Origin of the sequence: Sphingomonas hankookensis (assembly GCF_001619955.1) — a bacterium.
Taxonomy (GTDB): domain Bacteria; phylum Pseudomonadota; class Alphaproteobacteria; order Sphingomonadales; family Sphingomonadaceae; genus Sphingomonas; species Sphingomonas hankookensis_A.
The window spans coordinates 1-2,431 of sequence record NZ_LQQO01000025.1; the positions used below are offsets into that span (position 1 = coordinate 1).

A 2,431-nucleotide genomic window follows, 5' to 3' on the forward strand; every position below is an offset into this window, starting at 1 on the left:
GATAGGGGGTCCTTTTTGGACGCCGATTGACAGATGAATGGGGTTCCGCGTTCATCCGATACCGCTGAGACTGCAGAAAGGTGGTCCTGCTAGAGGCCGCAATGTAGAATTCTGTTCTTCGTGCATAGATATGGGGGCAAGCGATATGGATCGATTCGACTGCGCGATCCTGGCGGAACTGGAACAGGATTCGCGACAGGGCTTCGGCACAATCGCGGACAAGGTGGGACTGTCGAAAACGCCGTGCTGGAACCGCGTCCAGTCGCTCGAACAGCGTCGGGTCATCACCGGCTATCGCGCCACGATAGATCCGCACGCCATCGGCTTGCGGCTTAGCGCCTTTGTCGAGGTATCGGTCGACTTCGCCCATCATGCCGCGTTCGAAGCCGCCGTGCTCGACCATGCGGCCATACTCGACTGCTATACGGTCGCTGGTGACGGCGACTATTTGCTCCATGTCATCACCCGCGACGTCGAGACGCTGGACGGACTGTTGCGTAGCGAACTGAGCCGGCTTCCCGGCGTTCAGCGCTTTGCGTCGACCATTTGCATGAAGACGATCAAGCGCGCCGCACCGCTAATGGCTGCGGTCAAGGTCGCCTGACCGGCTCGTTATCTTTCCGGAACGTTACATTTCTTGTCTCTGCCCAATCGGGTTGACGCCCCGACGTCCGATATTGCACCTGCCCCGCAAATGCTAATCACTCGCAAGAGTAATAAGGGGGTTTCATGGCAATCGGATTGGGCCGCAGGGTATCGGCAGGGGCGTTGGCTTGGGCGCTGACACTCGCGCCAGCCGTCGCGCAGACGCAGGCCGGGGCGAGCGATAGCGAGGATGTGGCGGCCCCCGACATCGTCGTCACCGCCTCTGGGTATGAGCAGCGCATCATCGAGGCACCGGCCAGCATCAGCGTGCTCGACCGCGCGAACCTTGAGGCAAAGCGCTTCGGCAGTCTCGCCGAGGCGTTGCAGGACGTGCAGGGCATCGATGTCGGCGGGGAGGCGGGCAAGACCGGCGGGATGAACATCTCGATCCGCGGGATGCCGAGCGACTATACGCTGATCCTGCTCGATGGTCGGCGACAGAACCCGCCGGGTGGCGTCACGCCCAACGGCTTCGGCGAAACCACGACCAGCTTCCTGCCGCCCTTCTCGGCGATCGACCGGATCGAGGTCGTGCGCGGACCGATGTCGACGCTGTATGGGTCCGACGCGATGGGCGGGGTCGTCAACATCATTACCCGCAAGGTCGGGAACCGCTGGGTCGGAACGGCGACCGCCGAAAGCACGATCCAAGGGGACGACCGGTTCGGCAATATCCAGTCGGTGAACGGCTTCGCACAGGGGCCGGTGGTCCGCGACCTGATTGGCCTGACGCTGTGGGGCAGCCTGTTCCACCGCGAAGGATCGGACATCCCGATCCCCGGCGATCCCGCGCTGACCCTCGGCCGCAATCCGGTGCGCGCCGATATCTACAATTACGGCGCCCGCCTGTCGCTGACCCCGCATGCGGATCATGATCTTTGGATCGAGGCGGATCGCAACACTCAGGCCTATGACAATAGCGAAGGGCGGCTCGGCACGCTGGGGTCGGGCGGCTATGCACCGGAATTGCAGTTCAACCGGTCCAACTATGTCGTCGCGCATAGCTGGCGCAGTGGCCTGGGTACGCTCGACACGACGCTGACCCGCAACGAAACCGCGACGATCGGTCGCCTGATCCCGCGTGGCACACCGGGCAAGGTGGCGGGCAGTCCGCGCACGCTGGAGGCGCGCAACGACATTATCGATTCCCGCTTTGCCGGACGGCAGGGGCCGCTCGCCTTCACCCTCGGCGGCCAATATTGGCATGCCCGCATGGTGGAGGGGGTCGCGCCCGAACCGTTCACCTTCACCCAATGGGCGGGCTTTGCCGAAGCGACGCTGACCCTCGCTGAAGGCTTCAACCTGACCGGCGGCGTGCGCTATGACGATCATTCGACCTTCGGCAATAAATGGTCGCCGCGTGCCTATGCGGTGTGGAACGTCACCGACGCGCTGACCGTGAAGGGCGGCGTCAGTCGCGGGTTCAAGACCCCGCGCGTCGAACAGATTGCCGAGGGGATCATCGGCTTCGGCAATCAGGGGCGCACCCCGTTGCTGGGCACGCCGAACCTCATTCCCGAAACCAGCACCAGCTACGAAGCCGGTGTCTATTACGACGCCGATGGCTGGTTCAGCGGCAACGTCATGCTGTTCAACAACGACTTCACCGACAAGATCGCCGCCGGACCGGGCATCCCCAATTGCCAGTTCGCCGGCAATCCGAACCGGCCGGGCTGTCTGGACGTGGGGCCGTTCCCGGCGGTCGACCTGTTCGCGCAGTCGATCAACATCGACAAGGCCCGCGCACGCGGCGTCGAAGCGGCGGGCACATTCGCCTTCAGCCCCG

Annotated in this window: 2 protein-coding genes; both read left to right on the top strand. The window is 63.7% G+C overall.

What is annotated here, in order from left to right; translation table 11 throughout:
• Window positions 1-145: 145 nt before the first annotated feature.
• Complete coding sequence (locus AVT10_RS11165; protein ID WP_084401617.1) at window positions 146-604, top strand: Lrp/AsnC family transcriptional regulator; 459 nt, start codon at window positions 146-148, stop codon at window positions 602-604.
• Between the two features lie 125 nt (window positions 605-729).
• On the top strand, window positions 730-2,431 hold a 1,702-nt coding region (locus tag AVT10_RS11170), incomplete at its 3' end, for a TonB-dependent receptor domain-containing protein (protein WP_066691141.1).

Excerpts from the sequence above, each read along its gene's own strand:
- AVT10_RS11165 (WP_084401617.1), top strand. The coding sequence starts at position 146 with ATGGATCGATTCGACTGCGCGATCCTGGCGGAACTGGAACAGGATTCG.